Genomic DNA, 19054 nt, shown 5'->3' with positions numbered 1-19054 from the left:
GCGGCGCTTTGGGTGGTTATCGCCGAACGCTGTCCCACCAGCCCCTTCCGCCCCTGGAATCCACGGCCGTGTCCACGCCACCTCACTACGGCAACGGGGCGAACGGCCCTTACGAACCCGCGGGGCCGCCGAACGTGTACCACCCGCAGGCCGCCCCGTCGCCGGTGTACGACGAGTACGCCGATCCGGCGGCCGCCCACGGCTGGCAGAACGCGTACGACGAGACGCGCGAGCTGCCTCCGGTCGCCGACGGCGAGAGCGGGGAGGGCGGTGCGATCGGCGAGGGCCGGGGAGACGGCCGGGTCGGCGCGGAGTCGCACCGGCACGGCTCCGGTCGGCGTTCCAGGCGCAAGCCCGGTCCCTGGCGCTCGCGGCGCGTGGCGGTGACCGCGGGAGTCGTGGGTGCCGTCTCGGCGGCCGCGCTGATCGCCGGGTTCTCCTTCTCGGGGTCGCCGTCCGGCACCCAGGGCAAGGGTGACCGCACGGGGGCCACGACGGGGGAGTCCGAGGAGTCCGCGGCGCCCACGGAGCCGGGCCGGGCCCCGGCGTCGGACGCGGCGCGGGCCGACGGCCCGTCGGGCACCGGGGAGTCGTCCGACTCGGCGTCCGCCGCCCCGTCCCCCTCGGTGAGCGGTTCCGCGCCGGCCGGGACGACGACGAAGGACCCCTCGACCGGGTCCCCCACCGCCGGCGCGACCACGACCTCCGCTCCCGTCACGGCCACCCCACCCCCTGGGCGGTCGAAGGACAATCCCGGCCAAGGGCAGGGCGGCACCAAGGGGCCCAAGTAGCCGCCCATGCGGTGATCTCATGCGGTGATCGTGGAGATCCGGCGACGTCCGGCGTGAAACGGTCCCCGGCCAGGAACAACTCCTTGTCCCCTCGCGTGCGCAGCATAACAATGTGCATGACAAACCTGCGGGCGACCGGAAGATTTCCGGTCGCCCTCGTCGCAAGAGGGGACCCCCACACATGAGAAAACCTCTCGTCGTCGCGCTCTCGGCCCTGGCGATAGCCGGGGCCGGCGCGGCCCCCGCGGTCGCGGCCGAGCCCACCCCCACGGGCTCGAGCACGGCCGCGGACACGGACACGATCACGTCCGTGGTCCACGACGTGGTCACGTCCACCACGGCGAGCGTGTCGCGGCTCACCGCACCGTCGGCCCAGGCCGTCGACTTCGCCGGCACCGTCTCGCTCAGCAACTGCTCCGGCTCCGTCGTCCGCATGCCGGACTCCGAGGACAACGACCCGGCGCTCGTGATGACCAACGGCCACTGCCTGGAGTCCGGCTTCCCCGGCCCCGGCGAGGTCGTCGTCGACCAGGCCTCCAGCCGCAGCTTCGGCCTGCTGAACTCCTCCGGTGCGCGGATCGCGACCCTGCGCGCCAACAAGATCGCCTACTCGACGATGACCGACACGGACGTGGCGATCTACCAGCTCACCACCACCTACGCGCAGATCAGCAGCTCGTACGGCATCAGCCCCCTGACGCTCAGCGACACGCGCCCGGCCGCGGGCACCGCCATCAGCGTCGTTTCCGGCTACTGGAAGCGGATCTACAACTGCTCCATAGACGGCTTCGCGCACAGCTTGAAGGAGGCCGACTGGACCTGGAAGGACTCCGTCCGTTACACCTCCGCCTGCGACACCATCGGCGGTACGTCGGGTTCGCCCGTCGTCGACCAGAGCACCGGCCGCGTCGTCGCCGTCAACAACACCGGCAACGAGGACGGTGAGCGCTGCACGATGAACAACCCCTGCGAGGTCGACGCGAACGGCAACGTCACCGTCCGCCAGGGCATCAACTACGCCCAGCAGACCCACCAGCTCGCCGCCTGCTTCGGGATCGACAACAAGCTCGACCTGTCGGCGAGCGGCTGCACCCTGCCCAAGCCGTAGGCAGGCCAGGGGCGGGTGGTCATACCGGAGTGCGGCGGACCGCCCGCCCCGCCAGTACGTCCGTGCGCCGGCCGTCCTCGATCACGAACCGGCCGTCGACCAGCACATGCGGGATGCCCGTCGGTAGGAAGCGGGGCTGCTCGAAGGTGGAGCCCGCCGCGACGGTCGCCGGGTCGAAAAGGACCAGGTCGGCCCGGTACCCCTCGCGGACCAGCCCGCGGTCCGGCAGCCGCAGCCGCGCCGCCGGGCGCGAGGTGAGGTGGGCCACGCACTCCTCCAGCGACAGCACCCCCAGCTCGCGTACGTACCGGCCGAGGTAGTGCGGGAACGTGCCGTACGCACGCGGGTGCGGCTTCGCGCCCTGGAGGATGCCGTCGGAGCCGCCGGTGTGCACCGGGTGCCGCATGATCGTCTGCACGTTCTCCTCGTGGCCGACGTGCTGGAGGATCGTCGGGCCCAGCCGGTCCTCGACCAGCAGACGGCGGGCCGTGACCCAGGGGGCCTCGCCACGCAGCGCCGCGGAGTCCTCGACCGTACGGCCGACGTAGGCGCCGAGGGCGAGGTCGGTCACGCCCGAGATCTCGATCGTGTCCCACTCGACGGGCACGCCGTGGCAGCCGTCCGCGCCGGTCACTTCCAGGTCGTGGCGGATTCGCTCGGCGCTCTCCTCGTCCGTCAGCCGCCGCAGGATCTCCTCCGGGCCGCCCTCGCTCGCCCAGCTCGGCAGCAGCGCCACGAGGGTGGTGCAGCCGGGGGTGTAGGGGTAGGTGTCCAGGCTGATGTCCGCCCCGGCGGCGAGCGCGTCGTCCAGCAGGGACAGCAGTTCCGGCGCGCGGCCCTTGTTCACGCCGAAGTTCATGGTGGCGTGGGCGAGGTGGAGCGGGCAGCCGGCCTCCCGGGTCAGCGCCACCATCTCCTCGTACGCCTCCAGCGCGCCCGCGCCGTACGAGCGGTGATGCGGGCAGTAGTAACCGCCGTAGGCCGCCACCACCCGGCACAGCTCGGTCAGTTCGGCATCTTTGGCGTACATGCCGGGCGTGTAGGTGAGCCCGGACGACATGCCGACCGCGCCCTGCTCCAGGCCCTCGGCGACCAACTGCCGCATCCGGTCCAGTTCTTCCGGCGTGGCCTCCCGGTCCTCCCAGCCGACCGCGAGCGCCCGGACCGTGCCCTGCGGGATCAGATACGCGGCGTTGACCGCGATGCCCCGGCCGTCGATCCCGCGGTCCAGGCGGTCCAGGTACTCGCCGACCGACCGCCAGTCGAAGTCGATGTCGTCGCCGTACCCGTTCCAGCCGGTGATGGCGCGGCGGACCTCGGCGAGGGTGCGGTCGTCGACCGGGGCGTACGACAGCCCGTCCTGGCCGATGACCTCCAGGGTGACGCCCTGCGCGGCCTTCGCGCTGTGGTCGGGGTCGCGCAGGAGAGCGAGGTCGCTGTGTGCGTGCATGTCGATGAAGCCGGGCGAGAGGACCAGGCCCTCGGCGTCCAACTCACGCACCGCACCGGGTCGTTGGCAGCCCGCCGCCGCTGCCTCCTTGACGATCGAGACGATCCGGCCGTCGTTCACCACCACATCGGCGCGGTACGCGGGGGCGCCGCTGCCGTCCACGACGTCCGCGTCACGGATGACGAGGTCTTCCACAGCGGGCCTCCTAGTAGGGCTTTGTTAGGTACCCCGATTGATCATCGTCAGGTAGATTGTGATGTTCTGTCAGGTGTGACACCTGAGGAGATGGAGACGGTTCGCCCGCGCCTGGAGGCGTTCGCGGCGGAGATGCTCGGTTCGCTGGCGCGTCGGGACCAGCGGGCCAAGGGCGAGCTGTATCTGCGCGGGCTGATGCTGGACGGCAAGCGCAAGTCCATGCAGCCGATGGCCGAGCGCCTGGGCGTGGACCACCAGCAGCTGCAGCAGTTCGTCTCATCGTCCACCTGGGACTACTCCAAGGTCCGTGAGCGGCTGGCCCGTTGGGCTGCCGCGCACATTTCTCCCGAGGCGTACGCGATCGATGATGTCGGCTTCCCCAAGGACGGCTACGACTCACCGGGGGTGGCGCGGATGTACTGCGGCGCCCTGGGTAAGCGCGGCAACTGCCAGGTCGGCGTCAGTGTGAACCTGGTCAGTGACCGTGCGTCATCGGCTGTCGACTGGCGCCTGTTCCTGCCCGAGAGCTGGGACGACACCAAGTACGGCGAGGACGCGCTGATGGCCGAGGCGATCCGGCGCCGCCGCGCCAAGGCGGGAATCCCGGACACCGAGCGGCACCGGGAGAAGTGGCGCCTGGCGCTGGACATGCTCGACGAGGTGCGCGACAACTGGGAGTTGCCCGACCTTCCGGTCGCCGCCGACGCCGGATACGGCGACGCCACCGGCTTTCGCGAGGGCCTGACCGAGCGCGGCCTGACCTACGCGGTCGCGGTCAAAGCCACCACGACCGCGCACCCCGGCAATGCCACACCCCAACGCCCGCCGTACTCCGGGCAGGGCCGCCCTCCCGTGTCCGCCTACCCCCAACCGCACACCACCCTGCGCGCCCTGGCCCTGGCCGTCGGCCGAGCGGCCACCCGCACCGTCACCTGGCGCCAGGGCAGCAAGGCCACCAGACGCAACCCGAACGCCGAGATGCGCTCGCAGTTCCTGGCCCTGCGGGTCCGACCGGCCAACCGCACCATCCGCCGCGCCGCCGACGGCTCCCTGCCCGACTGCTGGCTGCTCGTCGAGTGGCCACCCGACTCCGCCGAGCCAACCGACTACTGGCTCTCGACGCTTCCCGCCGACACCCCACTGCGCGAACTGGTACGAATCGCCAAGATCCGATGGCGAGTTGAGCACGACTACCGCGAGCTCAAGGACGGTCTGGGCCTGGACCACTTCGAGGGCCGCAACTACCTCGGCTGGCACCGCCACGTCACCCTCGCGTCCCTCGCCCAGGCCTTCTGCACCATGCTCAGGCTCGACCCAAAAGCCCCTGCGCCGGCCTGACCCTCTACGCGGTCCTCCGCGAACTCCAGGCCCTCCTGGCCACCTGGACCGGCGCCTGCTCGATATGCGGCCAACCCGCACCAGCACCCGAACCCCACCACAGGACCTAACAAAGCCCTACTAGAAGAACGTACGCATGTACTCGACGACCGTGCCGTCCGCCTCGGCCACCGGGATCAGCTGCCACTTGTCGAACGACGTGCACGGGTGGGACAGGCCCATGCCGAGCCAGTCCCCGACCTCCAGATCCGCCTCCGGCGCGGTGCGCAGCCAGGCGTGCTGGTCGGACAGGGCGGTGACCTCGATGCCGGTCGCCGGACGCTCGACACCGTCGCGGCGCACCACCTGCGCGAAGGGCAGGTCCAGGTCGTAGGCCGCGTCCCGCTTGCCCGCGTTGACGAAGGCCTGCTCGGGGGACGGGCGGGAGACGACCTGCGCCCACAGGCGGAACGCGGGCTCCAGGGCGCCCTCCTCCGGGACGCGGGTGAAGGGGGTCAGCTTGCGGTAGTGGCCGTCGTCGTGCGAGACGTACGCGCCCGAGCGCAGCAACTTCAGTACGGGTGCGGTCAGTTCGGGGACTTCGGCGAACACGTCGGCCACCGCGTCGAACCAGGCGCTGCCGCCGGCACTGATGACGATCTCGTCCAGGCCCTGGAAACGTCCGGCCTTGTCGAAGTCCGCGGCCAGCGCCACCAGCCTGCGCAGCCAGGCGTGCACCCGCTCCGGGGTCGCCTGCGGCACTTCGCCCTCGTAGCCCGCGACGCCGACCAGACGCAGGGCGGGTACGGCCGCCACCGCCTCCGCGATCGCCGCGCACTCCGCCTCCGTACGGGCCCCGGTGCGGGCGCCGTCGCCGGCGGCCAGCTCGACCACGACGTCCACGGGACGGGGACTCCCGTGCAGGGCCGCGGCCATCTGCTCCACGCCGCGCACGGAGTCGACGTAACAGATGAAACGGAAGTCGGGGTCGGCGGCCAGTTCCGCGGCGATCCAGCGCAGGGCCGCGGCGTCCACCAGCTCGTTCGCGAGGAAGATCCGCCGGACGCCGAACGCCCGCGCCACCCGCACCTGGTGCGGCACGGCGAGCGTGATGCCCCACGCGCCGCGTTCGACCTGGCGGTGGAAGAGCTGCGGGGCCATGGAGGTCTTGCCGTGCGGGGCGAAGGCGAGGCCGTGCCGGCTCGCGTACCGCGCCATGAGCGCGAGGTTGTGCTCCAGGCGCTCGGCGGACAGGGCCAGGACGGGGGTGGTGAAGCCGTCGGTGAACAGGTTGCGGCGCTGGGCGGCCAGCTCGCCGACCGTCAGCCCGTCGGCGTCCGGTGGGAGGCCCTTGAAGCGATGGTCGACGCGTTCCTCGGCGAGGCGGGCGAGCGCTTCTCCGGCCATGGGGGCCTCCCTCATCAGGTGCGTTGCATGTACTGCAACGTTCATTGCGTATATCGCTTACCGCTGTCTAACATCTCGGCCAACGCGGGGTCAACGGAGCCGCCGGTCCCGCGAGACGACGAGGAGTCCCGACCATCGTGACCGCCACCGGCCCCACCACCGCCCTCGACGTCGTGGACGTCGTCGCGCTCGGCGAGTCCATGGTCACCTTCCTGCCCTCCCGCCCGGGACGCCTCGCCGACGTCCCCTCCTTCGACCGTGCCATCGGCGGCGCCGAATCCAACGTGGCCTGCATGCTGGCCGCCGCCGGACACTCGGCGCGCTGGGTCAGCCGGGTCGGCGCCGACGGCTTCGGCGACCACCTGGTCGAGACGATCGGCGCGTACGGCGTCGACGTCTCGGCCGTACGGCGGGATCCGGCGCGCCCGACGGGCGTGTACTTCCGTACGGCGGGGGACCGGGCCGGCGACGGTCACGAGGTGGCCTACTACCGGACGGGGTCGGCGGCATCCGCCATGTCAGCGGAGAACATGGACCTGCAGGCGGTGCGCGCAGGACGCGTCCTGCACCTCTCCGGAATCACAGCGGCCCTCTCCGACGGGTGCTTCGCCCTGCTGTGGCAGCTGACGGCCCCCCGGCCGGACCGGCCCCTCATCTCCTTCGACGTCAACTTCCGCCCCGGCCTGTGGCGGGACGCCGACGGCCCACGCGTCCTCCTCGACCTCGCCCGCCGCGCCGACATCGTCTTCATCGGCACCGACGAGGCCCACGCGGCCTGGGGAGTCACGGGCGGCCCGGCGGAGATCCGCGAGCTACTGCCGGAGCCGGAGGTCCTGGTGGTGAAGGAGGGCGCACGAGGCGCGACGGCGTTCGAGACCGTCGGTCCGCGGGCAGCCGTGCCGCTGGCGGGCGTCAGTCCGCGGGCAGTCGTGTCGCCTGGGGCGGCACGGGTGGGCGCGGGCGGCACCCCGCCAGCGCTGGGCTGCGCGACCGACCCCCGCCCAGCACCAACCCCGCCCACCGAACAGCCGACCTTCGCCCCCGCCCTCACCGTAGACATCGCGGCAGCAGTAGGCGCAGGCGACGCCTTCGCCGCCGGCTTCCTCTCCGCCACCCTCCGCAACCTCCCGGTAGGGACCCGCCTCCGTCACGGCCACCTCATGGCCGCCGCCGCCCTCACCACCCCCGGCGACCTCGCCACACCCCCCGCCCGCGACCACGCCGACCGCCTCGCCGCCCTGGACGACGCGGCGTGGGGGAGACTGCGACTCGGCCCCGGTTGGACAGTCGCCAGGGACCGGGCCGAGGAGGAGGTACGTACGCCATGAGCCAGACCGTCGACCGCGCGCTGAGCATCCTGCCGCTGCTCGCCGAGGGCCCCGCCGATCTCGGACAGGTCGCCGACCGCCTCGGCGTGCACAAGTCCACCGCCCTGCGCCTCCTGCGCACGCTCCACGAGCACGGCTTCGTCTACCGCCAGTCCGACCAGCGCTACCGCCTCGGCGCCCGCCTCTTCGCGCTCGCCCAGGAGGCGATGGAGAACCTCGACATCCGCGAGATCGCCCACCCCCACCTCGTACGGCTGAACGAGCAGTGCGGACACACCGTGCACCTCGCGGTGTACGAGGAGGACGAGGTCCTCTACATCGACAAGGTGGAGAGCCGCTACCCGGTGCGCATGTACTCCCGGATCGGCAAACCGGTCGCCATCACGGTCGCCGCCGTCGCCAAGCTCCTCCTCGCCGACCTGCCCGAGCACGAGCGCCGGGCTGTCGCGGAGAAGCTCGACTACCCCCTGTACACGGCCCGTTCGACCCCCAACGCCGGAGCGTTCCTCAAGGAACTCACGAAGGTGCGCGAACAGGGCTGGGCCACCGACCTCGGTGGCCACGAGGAGTCCATCAACTGCGTCGCGGCGCCCATCCGCGGCGCCGACGGCCGGGTCGTCGCCGCGATGTCGGTGTCCGCCCCCAACGTCGTCGTCACCGCCGACGAACTCCTCACCCTGCTCCCGCTGGTCCGCCGCACCGCGGACGCGATCAGCGGCGAGTACTCCGGAAGGACCCCGACCAAGGACGTCGTATGACCGAGAAGACCGCCCTCACCCCCAAGACCCACACCACCCCGCCCGCGAAGTTCTCCCACGGCGTGAAGAAGGGCAACATCCTTCAGGTCGCCGGCCAGGTCGGCTTCCTGCCCGCCGAGGAGGGCAAGCCCCCGACGCCGGCCGGCCCCACCCTGCGCGAGCAGACCCTGCAGACCCTCGCCAACGTCAAGGCGATCCTCGAGGAGGGCGGCGCCTCCTGGGACGACGTGATGATGATCCGCGTCTACCTCACGGACGTCGCCCACTTCGCCGAGATGAACAAGATCTACGACCAATATTTCGAGGAGCAGGCCCTCACGCAGGCTCCGCCTGCTCGGACGACGGTTTACGTCGGGCTGCCCCAGGGCCTACTGATCGAGATCGATGCCCTGGCAGTGCTCGGCTGATTGATCGGGACTCGAACCCGTGACCTCTCCGCGCTGGTTCCGTTGATCAGATCAACGGAACCGCGGGGAGGCCAGGGCATGAAGGAGAAGGCGAAACGCCACCGTGGTTGCCGGGCGCGTCTTGCCCTGACGGCTGCCCAAGAGGCTCGACTCGACCAGCAGGCGCACGCCGCGAGGGCTTTGTGGAACTTGCTGCACGAGTTGTTCACCGTCGCCGGGGCTCGGCGGCCTCCCTTCTCCTACTTGGACAGTGAGATCCGTTGGGCGCGTGCCAACGTTGACTGGCTCGCAGTGCTGCCAGCGCAAGCAGCTCAGGCGGTGCTGAAGACGTACCGACAGGCCTGGGTGAACTGCTGGGAAGGCAGGACGGAAGCGCCGACCTTCAAGTCCCGTTCCGGCGCGGTGCCGGCGGTGGACATCCCGCAGGGACGGGATCTGCATGTGATGAGGGTGCACCGACGCTGGGGCACGGTGAACATTCCGAAGCTGGGGCGAGTGCGGTTCCGCTGGACGAGGGACCTGCCCGGGGTGACCAGAGGCGGCCACACGGGTCGGATCACGGGGGCGCGTCTGGTCAAGGAGGCGCTTGGCCGGCACATCGTGTTCCGTACGGAACGTGAAGTGCAGGTGCCGACGCCCAGGGACTGGACCGACTCCCATGTCGGGATTGACCGAGGCATCGCCATTCCGCTCTCACTGTCCGACGGCGGTCTCCCCGGAGAGATCCAGGGGAGAATCTCTCGCTGTGCGGGAGAGAGCTCCAAAACGCCTACTTCGAGGCTCCATCTTCGCCTCGCACGTCAACGACGGCGCCCGCGCGCGGAGCGCGCCAATGGATACAGCTGGATCGTGGCCAAGTACTTCGGCATCAGCGAGCGGGACACGCTCAAGACCTGGACCGTGCTGGAGCCCGTGCTGTCCGTCGCCGGGTTCGTGATGGCGGCCGCGTTGAGCATCTTCGTATAACGAAGTAGGGGCTGACTGTCTCGGACACAGGATCGTCGACCATACTGCTCCGCTGTGGAGCAGCGCATAGGTACGAGCAGTCAGCCCCTGGACGCCGGCGTCAACCCGGCCCACATCCCCGGGCTCACGGCGCCGGAGAAGGCCGCCGAGCCCGAGGACGCGGTCGAGCCCGAGGAGGCGGCCCCCGTCGAGGACGTGGCCCCCGAGGAGGCCCCGGCAGAAGAAGCCTCGGAGGCCGAGGATGCCGAGGCGGCCGACGGCCCCGTTTTCGAGGCCGCCGACCGCCGCGCACGCATCGTCGCCGACGCCAAGGGCGTACGCCTGAGCCTCGACGACGAGAAGTGCGAATTCCGCTGGGACGAGATCGGCGCGATCGAGACGGAGTCCCCGCGTTTCGGCAAGCGGTTCACCGTGACCGTGCACACGCCGGACCGCCGCTGGTACCCGATCGAGATCGAGGCCAAGTCGAAGTCCCAGCACAAGGAGTGGGACTCACAGCTGGACGAGGTCCTCGACGCCTACTTCGAAGAGGACGAAGAGGACACCGACTAACTGCAGTACTGGGCTTCCTTACCGATGGACCGGTACATACAGTCCGCGTTCTCCAGAAGCTGCAGCACCGCATCCCGGTTCCGCGAGGTCTCCCGCTCGATCACCTCATCGGGCGGGTAGAACCCGCCCCCGGACGCGGACGACGGATACATCTCGAAGGTGTACCCGAAGATCTTCTGAGAGCCCCACAGATAGTCGTCGATCGACCCGTCGGTGATGTACAGGTCGCTGGACTGCTCGGCCGTGTAACCGTTGCTGGCACCCATCTTCTGCCCCACCGCGGCGAAGGCGTTCCGGTCGTCGGCCGTCATCCCGGTGGTCGTGTCGGAGTACGTGTACCCGAACGGCCACAACACCAGCTCGCTGTACGTGTGGAAGTCGATGCCGGCCTTGATCTGCTGCGTCCCGCCGACGACCCGGCTGCGCACGAAGTTCGCGACCACCTTGACCTCGGGTGCGGATTCGGGCGCCGAGCCCCGGTAGGTGTCCGAGGACGGCGAGCCGGACGACCCGCCGCAGCAGCCCCACCGGTAGTTCCAGTTCCGGTTCAGGTCCGTACCGACGTACGACGAACCGGAGTTGGGCTGCCGGTTCTTGCGCCACGACCGGTAGGAGCCGGTCGCGATGTCGTACTCGCCGCCGTCCGGGTTGAGGTCCGGGATGATCCATATCTCCCGGTTGTTCACCATGCTGGTGACGCGTGAGTCCGTGCCGTAGTCGGAGGTCAGTTCCCGCAGCAGATACAGCGCCATCTCGACGGTGAGGTGCTCACGGGCGTGCTGGTGGTGGGTGAACAGCACCTCCGGTTCGGACTCGTCGCTCGCCACGTTGTCGCTGATCTTGATGGCGACGATGTTCCGGCCCTGGTACGACGTGCCGATCACGCGCTGGCTCGCGATGCCCGGGTTCGCCGAGACGACCGAGTTGATCTCGCTCGTCATCTCCGCGTAGTTGTGGTAGCGGGAGTCGCCGGAGGGGAAGTCGTAGAGCCGGATGTCGTCCTCACCGGCCGACCGGTCGGGGACCGCGCCGAGTGCGGTGATCTCGTAGCCCTGTGAGCGCAGCTTTCTGACCTGGTCCGCGCGGCCGGAGATCACGACCCCGTGGTCGTGGACCTCGTCCACGGTCACGCCCGACCGCTGAAGTGCCGTACGGTCCTTGGCGGTCGAGTGCATATGGATCTCGTACTGGCGGATGTCGTCCGCCGAGGCCGACGCCCTGTCCGCCCCGTCGGCGGTGGCGTCGGTGGTCGTCGCCGAGATCGGGGCCGCGAGGGCGAGGGCCAGCAGGGCGGCGAGCGCGGCGGTGCGTCTGCCGCTGCGGACGCCTGAGCCGCGGATGCGAAGTCGCATGAAATCTCCTTGTTTCTCCAGTGATTCCGGGGTCTCCGGAAGTGGGGGAGTGGAGCCGGGGGGGTGGTTCTTCCGTGCGACGTACGACGTACTGGTGCGGGTGTGGCGCTCATCGTGGGCGTATGGCATGGCCAGGTCAAGAGTTGGCTGTGGGCGGGTGGCTGAAACCACGCCAAAAACGGCTGTGCAACACGGTATTGAGCGTCCGCGCAGTGTACGCACGACGTCCTCACCCGGTGCCGACCCCGGCAAAGTGCACCCGTCGGTGTGAGCGGAACGTGCATATATGTAGGCGTCGGGGGAGAGTTGCAGTCCGCGCAAGGGCGAACCCTCCCCCCACCCCAGAGGACTGGCTGATCATGGGCGGATCAGCGCCGCACCGGGACGGTCACCTGCCGGTCGAGACGACCAGCTTCGTCGACCGGCGGACCGAACTCACCGAAGGACGCGAACTGCTGGCCCGTGCCCGCCTGGTCACGCTGACCGGCCCGGGCGGAGTCGGCAAGACCCGGCTGGCCGGACGCCTGGCGTCCCGTGTCGCCCGCGCCTTCCCGGACGGCGTGCGCTTCGTGCACCTGTCGGGGCTGCACGACCCGGCACTCGTCCCGCTCGCCGCCGCCGACGCCCTCGGCCTGCACGACTACTCCGCACAACCGCCGCTGGACGCGCTGGTGGAGCACTTACGGGACCGGCGACTGCTCCTCGTCGTCGACAACTGCGAGCATCTGCTGGGCGCCTGCACGGAACTGGCCGCCGCCCTGCTGCGCGGCACCACCGGCGTCCGGGTCCTCGCCACCAGTCGGCACCGCCTCGGCCTGACCGAGGAACACCTCCTGGAAGTACGTCCCCTGCCGGTCCCCGACCCCGACGGCGACCTCTCCGCCGCCGACGCCAACCCGGCCGTGGCCCTCTTCGCCGACCGCGCCGCCGCCGTCGTCCCCGGCTTCCGGCTCACGCCCGCCAACCGGCCCGCGGTCGTCCGCCTGTGCCGGCGCCTCGACGGCCTCCCCCTCGCCATCGAGCTCGCCGCCGTCCGGATGCGCGTCCTCGGCGTCGAACAGCTCCTCGACCGCCTCGACGACCGCTACCGCCTGCTGTCCGCAGGCAGCCCCGCCGCCCGGCCCCGCCACCAGACGCTGCGCGCGGCCGTCGACTGGAGCCACGAACTGTGCACCGAGCGGGAGCAGTCGGTGTGGGCGCGGCTGTCCGTACTGGCCGGCAGCTTCGATCTGGAGACGGCGGAGGCGGTGTGCGCGGACGAGGAAGGGCTGCACGCCTACGACGTCCTGGAAGCCGTCGCCGGGCTCGTCGACAAGTCCGTACTGTGCCGCGAAGCAGGCCCCGACGGCGTGCGCTACCGCCTCCTCGACACCCTCCGGCACTACGGCCTGGAGAAACTCCGGCACAGACCCGACGACGAGACCGCCGCACGCCGCCGCCGGCGGGACTGGATGCAGCAGCGGGCCGCCGCCTGCGAACGCGCCTGGTTCGGGCCCGGACAGCGGGAGACCGTGGCCCGCCTGCGCGCCGACCAGGACAACCTGCGCGCCGCCCTCGACTTCAGCCTCACCACCCCCGGCGAAGCCCTCGCCGCCCTGCACCTGGCCGGCACCCTCTGGTTCTACTGGCACGCCTGCGGCGCCCTACGCGAGGGCCGCTACTGGCTCGACCGCGCCCTCGACGCCAACCCGGAACCGACCCCCGAACGCGCCCGCGGCCTGTGGGTCTCCGGACTGCTCGCGCTCTGCCCCGAGGACCTCACCCGAGGCCGCCGCCGCGCCGAAGAGGCCCGCACCCTGGCCCGGCGGCTCGGCAACCCGGCGGAGGCGGCGCACGCCGAGTACGTCCTCGGTGTGATCACTCTGTTCAGCGACGACCTGCCCGCCGCCCTCGACCACTTCCGGGCCGCCGTCGCCCGCGGCCGGGTCCCCGGCCAGCACCTCAGCCTCGTCGGCCTCGACCGCGTCGAACTCGCCTGCGCCCTCGGCTTCCTGGGCGAGGCCGACCAGGCCATCGAGGTCTGCGAGGAGACCCGCCGGCTGTGCGAACGGCACGGCGAGGAATGGGTGCTGTCGTACGTCCACCGCATGCTGGCCCTCGCCCACAGCGTGCGCCACGACCACCGGCAGGCCGAACGGCACGCCCATGAGGCCCTGCGTCTCAAACTCGCCGTGCACGACGTCGTCGGCATCGGCCTCACCCTCGACCTGCTGGCCCACACCGCGAGCCGGACCGGCGCCCACGACCGCGCGGCCGTCCTGCTCGGCGGCGCCGACCGCATCTGGACCGACGTCGACCGGAACCGCTGGGGCTCCGCCGCCCTCAACTCCGGCCGCCGCGACACCGAGACCCGGGTACGCGAGGCCCTCGGAGCCGCCGCCTACGAGCGGTCCTACGAGCACGGCGCAGGACTCGGCCTCACGGACATCGTCGGCCACGCCCTCGACGAACACCGCCCCGAACAACCCACCGGCGAACGCCCCCAGCCCGACGTCCGCCTCACCCGGCGGGAGAGAGAGGTCGCCGAACTCGTCGCCGAGGGCCTCGCCAACCAGCAGATCGCCGACCGCCTGGTGATCGCCCGCCGCACCGCCGAGGGCCACGTCGAACGCATCCTCAGCAAGCTCGGCTTCAGCAACCGCAGCCAGATCGCCGCCTGGGTCACCGCCCGGCGCTGACACCCCCGCCCCTACCACCGACAGGAAACCCATGCCTGCCCGACCCGCACTTGCCCAAGGCACCTTCGACCACCGCATGGCCGTCTTCGACACCGACGAGGAGTTCCTGGCAGCCGCCCTGCCCTTCCTCGCCGAAGGCCTCGCCGCCCCCGACGAACCCCCGCCCGTGGCCATCGCCGCCCCCGCCAAACTCGGCCTGCTGCGCGACGCCCTCGGCGACGACGCGGCGCACGTCGGCTTCATCCCGCACACCGAGTGGTACACCGGCTCCGCCGCCAACGCGATCGCCCAGGGCGTCGGCTACCTCGCCGCGCACGCCGCCCCGCACGGCCGTATCCACCTCCTCATGGAACCCGACTGGAGCGGCCGGGCCGGCCGCTCCGCCCGCGAGACCAGCGAGTGGATCCGCTACGAGGCCTTCACCAACCTCCTCTTCGCCCCGCTCGCGACGACCGCCCTGTGCGCCTACGACACCCGCACCGCGGGCTCCGCCGTCGTCGCCGCCGCCCGCCGCACCCACCCCGGCACCGACGTCTACGAGGAACCGCTGCGCATCGCCGCCGAACTGGACGCCGTACCGCTGCCGCCGCCCCCGCCGGACGCACACCCGCTGCCCGCCCCGGACCCGCAGTCCGTACACACCTGGGCCACCGCCCGCGGACTGCCCGCCGCCGACGCCGACCTGTTCGCCGCCGCAGTCACCGAGGCCGCCGCCCCGCTCGACCCCGTCACCCGCGTCCTGCTGTGGGGCGAAGCCCCCGCCTGCGTCTGCGAACTGCGCTCCCCACGCCGCGTCGACGACCCCCTCGCCGGTTTCGTCCCACCGCCGGACGCGCAGCCGGCACCCGGCCAGGGGCTGTGGTTCGCCCGGCAGGTGTGCGCATACGTCGACGTACGCGACGACGGTGCGGGCGCGGCCGTACGCCTGCAGTACGCGTAACCCGATCCGTATGCGCACGCCTGCACAGGTATGGAATCGGGTAGTCCTCCCCGTGTGCCGGACACCCGGTACGGACACCCTGGAGACATGCTGCAACTCTCCGGGGGAGGCCGCCCGGACCCCGACCCCCGGTACGGCGCCTATCCCCAGCCACCCATGCGCGCGGGCCACTTGAGCGTCGAGTACGACCCGCAACCCTCCGCGGTCCGCGAGGCACGCACGGAGGTCCGGCGGCAGCTGGAGGCATGGGGACTGGCGGAGCGGGGCGGTACCGGCGACGACGACCTGGTGGCCACGGCCGAACTGCTGGTCAGCGAGCTGGCCACCAACGCCCTGCTGCACGCCGCGACCCCCTTCCGGCTCACGCTGACCGCCGCGCACGGCGTCCTGCGCTGCGAGGTCGCCGACCGCGGCCGGCGCCCGCCGCGGGTGGTCGACGCGGGCACCTCGGAGAGCGGCCGCGGGATGTTCCTGGTGGACGCGCTCGCCCGGCGCTGGGGCCACCACCAGGACGGACCGGGCACGACCGTCTGGTTCGAGCTCGGCACGTGCGCGTGCGACGGCTGCGGTCGGCGGCAGCCGTAGCACGCGTCGCACACATCGGGTGAAGATCCCGCCCGCCCTCTTGTCGCCCGGCCGTCCATGGGCTTACTTGACCTTCATGGCGGACACCACGGGAAACACCAGTGAAACCGGCGCATCACCGGCCCAGAACTCCGACTCCACCCCCCGTAAATCCAGTTGGAAATACATCGGCCCCGGCATCGTCGTCGCGGCGACCGGCGTCGGCGCCGGTGACCTGGTGGCCACACTCATCGCGGGCAGCAACTTCGGCTACACCCTGCTGTGGGCCGCGGTCATCGGCTGCCTGGTGAAGATCTCCCTCGCCGAGGCGGCCGGCCGCTGGCACCTGTCCACCGGCCGCACCCTCTTCGACGGCTGGGCGAGCCTGGGCCGCTGGACCACGTACTTCTTCGTGGTCTACGTCGTGATCTGGGGCTTCGTCTACGGCGCGGCGGCGATGTCGTCCAGCGCGCTGCCGCTGCAGGCACTGTTCCCGGACGTCATGGACCTCAAGTGGTGGGGCATCGCCTGCGGTCTCGTGGGCCTGGTCTTCGTCTGGTTCAACAAGTACGCCGTCTTCGAGAAGGTCATGACGGTCCTGGTCGGCGTCATGTTCGTGGTGACGGTGTACCTCGCGATCAGGGTCACCCCCAATCTCGGGGACGCCTTCGCCGGCCTCCTCCCCGTCCTGCCCGACGAGAAGGACTCGATCCTCAACACCCTCGGCCTGATCGGCGGCGTCGGCGGCACCATCACGCTGGCCGCGTACGGCTACTGGGTCAACGCCAAGGGCTGGACCAACACCGGCTGGATGAAGGTCATGCGCCTGGACAACCGGGTCGCCTACGCCACCACCGGCGTCTTCGTCGTCGCGATGCTCTTCGTCGGCGCCGAGCTGCTGCACGCCGCGAACATTGCCATCGAGAGCGGCGACAAGGGCCTGATCCAGCTCGGCGACATCCTGGAGGACGAATACGGCACCGCGACGGCCAAGTTCTTCCTGATCGGCTTCTTCGCCACCTCCTTCACCTCCCTGATCGGCGTCTGGCACGGCGTGAGCCTGATGTTCGCGGACTTCGTGGCACGCTACCGCCGCCGCGACGTGGCCAAGGGCGAGGAGATCGCGTCGGGCGAGCGGGAACGCTCCTGGCCGTTCCGGGCGTACCTGCTGTGGCTGACGTTCCCGCCGATCGTCCTGCTCTTCCAGGGCCAGCCGTTCCGCCTGGTCATCATCTACGGCGTGCTGGGCGCGGCGTTCCTCCCCTTCCTCGCCGGCACGCTGATCTGGCTGCTGAACTCCGACCGCACGCCCCGCGAGTGGCGCAACGGGTGGCTGAGCAACGGCATGCTCGTCATCGCGGGGCTGCTGTTCCTGGTGCTGTGCGTGAAGCAGATCTGGGACCAGCCGTGGTCGGAGTTCTTCTAGCCTTGGCTCTCACACGAGGTCGGCCCACTTCGGGCTGAGGGCGATCTCGCGGAGCTGCTCGATGGTGAGGGCGGGTGTCTCCCGTGTCGCGTCGGTGTGCTGGGCGTCGGAGTTGAACGCGCTGATCACGACACGGAAGCCGTCCGTCCGCATGGTGTCGACGCTCCACACCACGACCCCGGCACCACCCTTCTCGCCCGGCGCCTGGCTGGTGGCGACCAGCGTGCCGTCGGGCAGCTTCTCGGCGTCGCCGTAGAGGTCGCCGGCGGCGTCGGACATGTCGGCCTGCGCGTTGATCTGGACGAGGCTCTGCCCCTTGCCGTCGTCGACGACGACGTAGGCGTACGCGCTCTCCTGACCGCCCTGGGAGACCACCTCGACCCCCTCCGGCAGGAGGTCGACGAGGGTCTTCCGAATCGCGCCACCGTCGACCTCCGGCGGCATCTCCGACTCCGCCCCCGGTTTGCCCTCGGGATTCCCGGGGATCGAGTCGACGACGGCTCGCCACTCCGGAGCCACGGCGATGACCTTCAACTGAGCCGCGGACAGAGGCGGCTCTTCCCGAGTGATCGGCTTGTCCTTCTCCGCCACGGCGTTCCACTCGCTCACACTGACCTGCTGCCCCTCGGGGGTGACCAGCTCGGCCTGCCAGCGCTTGGTGTCCACGCGCCGGTCCGGAAACTCGTAGCCCTGAAAAGCATCAGCACCGAGCCGTCGGACAGCCGGCTCGTGGTGCAACTGTCGTACGGGACATGCGCCTTGTCGGGACACGTGGTCGCGTCACGCGCCGACTGACTGCCCGGCTCGACCCGGCTCAGCGCGACGCTGACCGCCCCGCCGCCCTTGCCGTCGTCGTAGACGACACGCGCGTACGGCGCCGCGATCTCCTCGTCCGTGCCACTGCCCGCCTCGCCGCTGACCGTCCCTTCCGGAAGCAGCTTCCTCAGCGTGGCGATCATGTCCTCGCCGGAGACGGGGGCAGGCGCCGACGAGGACGAGGTGGGCGTCGTCCGACGCAGCCGCAGCCTGTGCCCGCGGGCCTGACCGGCGGCGATCAGGGCGGGGCGATCGGTGTCGAACGTGTCCCCGGCCTGCCGCAGGGCTGCGCCGAGCCGGTCCTCGAAGGAGTCGTTCTCGTGGTGTGAAGTGGGCATGGCGAATCACCGTTTCTCAAGAGACGCGCGGATGAAGTGGGCGTACGGGTTCGGGGGGTCGCTTTAGAGGGTCGCTTCAGTGGGTCGCGTACTCGCCGAGGTCCTCGCCCAGAAGCTCACGCATCCGGGCGAGCGCACGGACACAACGCGTCCGCACGGCAGCCGAACTGGCGTTGAGTACGTCGGCGGTCTCCTCGATGCTGCGGTCCTCCCAGTAGCGCAGCACGACCACCGCCCGGTCCTTGGCAGGCAGCCGGGCGAGGGCTTCCAGCGGGGTCAGCCGCAGGGAGGCGTCACCGGCCCCGCGTCGGGCCGGTCCGGCAGTACGTCCATGGCACGCTCGGTACTGCTCCGCCGCCGCTGATAGGCGAGGAACGTACGGGTGAGCACGGTCTGCACGTACGCGGCGGGTTCCCGACCCGCGCAACGCGCCCCCATCTCACGTACAGCCGCCCGAGGGTCTCCTGCACCAGATCCTCGGCGAGGTGCGTGTCCCCCGCGGTGAGCAGACACGCGGACCGGTACAGATGCCCGGCGCGTGCCGCCGCGAACTCCGCGTACTCGTCCCCGAGGACCTGCATCGTTGTCCCCCCATCGTAGGCACCGTCACTTCATTGATGCGGTGGGCCCGGGGAAATGTTTCACGCCGGTCTCACGACTC

The 19054-nt window shown here is 70.9% G+C and carries 16 protein-coding genes and 2 pseudogenes; 12 read left to right on the top strand and 6 right to left on the bottom strand.

The annotated features are described in order from the left end of the window. The first annotated feature begins 68 nt into the window (after window positions 1-68). Both ACKTSN_RS17495 and ACKTSN_RS17490 read left to right on the top strand, forming a co-directional pair. Window positions 69-791 (top strand): hypothetical protein, encoded by a 723-nt coding sequence (locus tag ACKTSN_RS17495; RefSeq protein WP_409469984.1) that lies wholly within the window; start codon window positions 69-71, stop codon window positions 789-791. A gap of 181 nt (window positions 792-972) precedes the next feature. Continuing rightward, window positions 973-1899, top strand: coding sequence for a S1 family peptidase (locus tag ACKTSN_RS17490; RefSeq protein WP_409469983.1), 927 nt, complete (start codon window positions 973-975; stop codon window positions 1897-1899). A gap of 19 nt (window positions 1900-1918) precedes the next feature. Here ACKTSN_RS17490 and ACKTSN_RS17485 read toward each other — a convergent pair whose 3' ends face one another. After that, window positions 1919-3544, bottom strand: coding sequence for an N-acyl-D-amino-acid deacylase family protein (locus ACKTSN_RS17485; protein WP_409469982.1), 1626 nt, complete (start codon window positions 3542-3544; stop codon window positions 1919-1921). Between the two features lie 75 nt (window positions 3545-3619). Here ACKTSN_RS17485 and ACKTSN_RS17480 point away from each other — a divergent pair, with 75 nt between their 5' ends. Next, the gene (locus ACKTSN_RS17480; protein ID WP_409467247.1) at window positions 3620-4882 is read left to right on the top strand and encodes an IS701 family transposase; all 1263 of its coding nucleotides are present in this window, start codon (window positions 3620-3622) and stop codon (window positions 4880-4882) included. Window positions 4883-5002: 120 nt separating this feature from the next. On the opposite strand, the gene ACKTSN_RS17475 is transcribed toward ACKTSN_RS17480, so the two are convergent. Continuing rightward, window positions 5003-6268 (bottom strand): amino acid deaminase, encoded by a 1266-nt coding sequence (locus ACKTSN_RS17475; protein ID WP_409469981.1) that lies wholly within the window; start codon window positions 6266-6268, stop codon window positions 5003-5005. Between the two features lie 137 nt (window positions 6269-6405). Between ACKTSN_RS17475 and ACKTSN_RS17470 the strand changes: the two genes are divergently transcribed. The 5 genes and pseudogenes from ACKTSN_RS17470 (at window position 6406) to ACKTSN_RS17450 (ending at window position 10279) form a co-directional block, all read left to right on the top strand. Beyond that, complete coding sequence (locus ACKTSN_RS17470; RefSeq protein ID WP_409469980.1) at window positions 6406-7596, top strand: sugar kinase; 1191 nt, start codon at window positions 6406-6408, stop codon at window positions 7594-7596. Beyond that, window positions 7593-8354 (top strand): IclR family transcriptional regulator, encoded by a 762-nt coding sequence (locus ACKTSN_RS17465; RefSeq protein ID WP_224736103.1) that lies wholly within the window; start codon window positions 7593-7595, stop codon window positions 8352-8354. The genes ACKTSN_RS17470 and ACKTSN_RS17465 overlap by 4 nt, the downstream gene beginning before the upstream one ends. Beyond that, window positions 8351-8761, top strand: a complete 411-nt coding sequence (locus tag ACKTSN_RS17460; RefSeq protein WP_409469979.1) for a RidA family protein — start codon at window positions 8351-8353, stop codon at window positions 8759-8761. Before ACKTSN_RS17465 ends, ACKTSN_RS17460 begins: the two co-directional genes overlap by 4 nt. Window positions 8762-9539: 778 nt before the next feature. Continuing rightward, a pseudogene (locus tag ACKTSN_RS17455) lies at window positions 9540-9727 on the top strand (hypothetical protein); the annotation flags it as partial. Window positions 9728-9781: 54 nt separating this feature from the next. Beyond that, on the top strand, window positions 9782-10279 hold the full coding sequence (locus tag ACKTSN_RS17450; protein WP_409469978.1) for a hypothetical protein: 498 nt from the start codon (window positions 9782-9784) through the stop codon (window positions 10277-10279). Here ACKTSN_RS17450 and ACKTSN_RS17445 read toward each other — a convergent pair. Continuing rightward, window positions 10276-11631, bottom strand: a complete 1356-nt coding sequence (locus ACKTSN_RS17445) for a M14 family metallopeptidase (protein ID WP_409469977.1) — start codon at window positions 11629-11631, stop codon at window positions 10276-10278. The two genes, ACKTSN_RS17450 and ACKTSN_RS17445, sit on opposite strands and share 4 nt — an antisense overlap. Before the next feature lie 359 nt (window positions 11632-11990). Between ACKTSN_RS17445 and ACKTSN_RS17440 the strand changes: the two genes are divergently transcribed. The 4 genes from ACKTSN_RS17440 to ACKTSN_RS17425 all read left to right on the top strand — a co-directional run bounded on the left by ACKTSN_RS17440 (window position 11991) and on the right by ACKTSN_RS17425 (window position 17239). Further along, window positions 11991-14309: an ATP-binding protein gene (locus ACKTSN_RS17440; protein ID WP_409469976.1), complete on the top strand. Its 2319-nt coding sequence runs from the start codon at window positions 11991-11993 to the stop codon at window positions 14307-14309. 31 nt (window positions 14310-14340) lie between these two features. Then, the gene (locus tag ACKTSN_RS17435; protein ID WP_409469975.1) at window positions 14341-15249 is read left to right on the top strand and encodes an anti-sigma factor RsbA family regulatory protein; all 909 of its coding nucleotides are present in this window, start codon (window positions 14341-14343) and stop codon (window positions 15247-15249) included. Between the two features lie 87 nt (window positions 15250-15336). Next, on the top strand, window positions 15337-15834 hold the full coding sequence (locus ACKTSN_RS17430; protein ID WP_409469974.1) for an ATP-binding protein: 498 nt from the start codon (window positions 15337-15339) through the stop codon (window positions 15832-15834). 76 nt (window positions 15835-15910) lie between these two features. Then, window positions 15911-17239, top strand: a complete 1329-nt coding sequence (locus tag ACKTSN_RS17425) for an Nramp family divalent metal transporter (protein ID WP_409469973.1) — start codon at window positions 15911-15913, stop codon at window positions 17237-17239. A gap of 9 nt (window positions 17240-17248) precedes the next feature. On the opposite strand, the gene ACKTSN_RS17420 is transcribed toward ACKTSN_RS17425, so the two are convergent. The 3 genes and pseudogenes from ACKTSN_RS17420 to ACKTSN_RS17410 all read right to left on the bottom strand — a co-directional run bounded on the left by ACKTSN_RS17420 (window position 17249) and on the right by ACKTSN_RS17410 (window position 18974). Continuing rightward, on the bottom strand, window positions 17249-17905 hold the full coding sequence (locus ACKTSN_RS17420) for a hypothetical protein (protein WP_409469972.1): 657 nt from the start codon (window positions 17903-17905) through the stop codon (window positions 17249-17251). Continuing rightward, window positions 17845-18393, bottom strand: coding sequence for a hypothetical protein (locus ACKTSN_RS17415; RefSeq protein ID WP_409469971.1), 549 nt, complete (start codon window positions 18391-18393; stop codon window positions 17845-17847). The genes ACKTSN_RS17420 and ACKTSN_RS17415 overlap by 61 nt, the downstream gene beginning before the upstream one ends. 76 nt (window positions 18394-18469) lie before the next feature. After that, window positions 18470-18974 (bottom strand): annotated as a pseudogene (locus tag ACKTSN_RS17410) (SigE family RNA polymerase sigma factor). Window positions 18975-19054: the final 80 nt, after the last annotated feature.

This window comes from Streptomyces flavusporus, from assembly GCF_046267975.1.
Taxonomy (GTDB): Bacteria; Actinomycetota; Actinomycetes; order Streptomycetales; family Streptomycetaceae; genus Streptomyces; species Streptomyces flavusporus.
Note: the sequence above shows the minus strand (reverse complement) of the source record. Positions and strands in the feature narration are given on the sequence as shown.

Excerpts from the sequence above, each read along its gene's own strand:
- ACKTSN_RS17475 (WP_409469981.1), bottom strand. The coding sequence starts at position 6,268 with ATGGCCGGAGAAGCGCTCGCCCGCCTCGCCGAGGAACGCGTCGACCAT.
- ACKTSN_RS17440 (WP_409469976.1), top strand. The coding sequence starts at position 11,991 with ATGGGCGGATCAGCGCCGCACCGGGACGGTCACCTGCCGGTCGAGACG.
- ACKTSN_RS17435 (WP_409469975.1), top strand. The coding sequence starts at position 14,341 with ATGCCTGCCCGACCCGCACTTGCCCAAGGCACCTTCGACCACCGCATG.
- ACKTSN_RS17430 (WP_409469974.1), top strand. The coding sequence starts at position 15,337 with ATGCTGCAACTCTCCGGGGGAGGCCGCCCGGACCCCGACCCCCGGTAC.
- ACKTSN_RS17415 (WP_409469971.1), bottom strand. The coding sequence starts at position 18,393 with ATGCCCACTTCACACCACGAGAACGACTCCTTCGAGGACCGGCTCGGC.
- ACKTSN_RS17465 (WP_224736103.1), top strand. The coding sequence starts at position 7,593 with ATGAGCCAGACCGTCGACCGCGCGCTGAGCATCCTGCCGCTGCTCGCC.
- ACKTSN_RS17425 (WP_409469973.1), top strand. The coding sequence starts at position 15,911 with ATGGCGGACACCACGGGAAACACCAGTGAAACCGGCGCATCACCGGCC.
- ACKTSN_RS17445 (WP_409469977.1), bottom strand. The coding sequence starts at position 11,631 with ATGCGACTTCGCATCCGCGGCTCAGGCGTCCGCAGCGGCAGACGCACC.
- ACKTSN_RS17490 (WP_409469983.1), top strand. The coding sequence starts at position 973 with ATGAGAAAACCTCTCGTCGTCGCGCTCTCGGCCCTGGCGATAGCCGGG.
- ACKTSN_RS17460 (WP_409469979.1), top strand. The coding sequence starts at position 8,351 with ATGACCGAGAAGACCGCCCTCACCCCCAAGACCCACACCACCCCGCCC.